The sequence below is a fragment of the Burkholderia sp. Ac-20384 genome, from assembly GCF_017104605.1.
GTDB classification, from domain to species: domain Bacteria; phylum Pseudomonadota; class Gammaproteobacteria; order Burkholderiales; family Burkholderiaceae; genus Burkholderia; species Burkholderia lata.
Window position 1 is genome coordinate 1 of record NZ_JAAGPE010000643.1, and the last position, 1328, is coordinate 1328.

Annotated in this window: 1 protein-coding gene and 1 pseudogene; both read right to left on the reverse strand. The window is 71.6% G+C overall.

Annotated features, from left to right (window positions below; translation table 11 throughout):
- Positions 1-261 precede the first annotated feature (261 nt).
- The gene (locus G3O00_RS42555) at positions 262-1062 is read right to left on the reverse strand and encodes a type III pantothenate kinase (protein WP_011353349.1); all 801 of its coding nucleotides are present in this window, start codon (positions 1060-1062) and stop codon (positions 262-264) included.
- Positions 1059-1328: pseudogene (locus G3O00_RS42560) on the reverse strand (biotin--[acetyl-CoA-carboxylase] ligase); the annotation flags it as partial. The pseudogene G3O00_RS42560 and the gene G3O00_RS42555, both read right to left, overlap by 4 nt.

Consider the following 1328-nt stretch of genomic DNA (forward strand, 5'->3'; position numbering starts at 1 on the left):
TCGCCACCACGAACGCCAGCATGTTGGCGAGAAAGAGAACAGCGATCAGCCAGCGCAGCATCGTCGATACTCCTCGTCGTCATTGACGTGGTTCACGTCATTCAATCGGGCCGGCCGCATCGCCGGCTTTTTCATTCCTGCCGTTGACCGTGCGTGTAGGTCGCCATCGTGGCGCCGCGCATCTTTCACCGTCATCGTGACGCAGGTCCGCCCGGGCTTGCGTCGCCACGCGCCGGCGCGATGCCGGCGCCTTTCCGTCCGTCACGCCTGCGCCGCCGTTGCGGCCGCCGCTTCCGCGGCAATCAGCGCGAGCCCGGACAGGATCAGTGCATCGTGACGCGTATGCGGGAGCGTCAGCGCACGCGCGACGTCGTCCGCCGCGCCGCCGGCCAGCACGAGCCGCACGGGTGCCTGCCATGCGTCGGCGAGATCGCGCCACGCGCGTTCGATCAGCCCGGCCTGCGCGTACAGGCAGCCGGCCGACAGCGAGCGCGGCGTGTCGACCTGGAACGGCTCGGCCTGCGCGCCGGCGAGCAGGCCGCTCGCGATGTCGGTAGTCAGCGTCGGTAACTGCGCGGTATGCGTGCCGAGCGCGCGCATCATCAGCGCCCAGCCCGGCGCGATCAGCCCGCCCGTGAAGCGGCCGTCCGCACGTAGCGCTTCAAGCGTCGTCGCAGTGCCAAACGTCGCGATCAGCAGGTGTTCGCCCGGAAACGCCGCGTGCGCGCCGATCAGGCCGGCCCAGCGGTCGCTGCCGAGCTGGTCGGGCGTCGTATAGCCGTTCGTCACGCCGCATTGCGTGTGGCGCGAGCGTATCGTCGTGCGCGGCAGGCCCGGCCAGCGGGCGTCGAGCAGCGTGTCGAGCCGGGCGGCCACGTCGGCGCCCGCGACGTTCGAGATCCACGCGCCGCGCGGACGCGGCAGGGTCGACCAGTCGGGATCGGCGCCGCCGTCGCGGGTGTGGCCGAACGCGCCCGTCTCGACGAGCGTGCGCTGCGCATCGGCGAGCGCCCACTTGATCCGGCTGTTGCCGGCGTCGATCAGCAGGTGCGGCTCGTTCATTGCGCTTCGCGCAGCGACACGTCGCCGGCGGCGATGGCCTGCACGCCGTCCGGCGTGTCGAGCAGCAGCTGGCCGGTCGCGTCGATGCCGGTCGCGATGCCGCGCACGCGTTCGACACCCTGTTCGAGCAGCACGACTTCGCGTCCCGCGTACGCGTGCAGCGCATGCCAGCGGGGCAGGAACGGCGCGAGCCCTTCGGCGCCGAACTGCGCGAGCGCGGGCGTGAGCGCATTCAGCGACGCGGCGAGCGTATCGGTGAGGTTGGC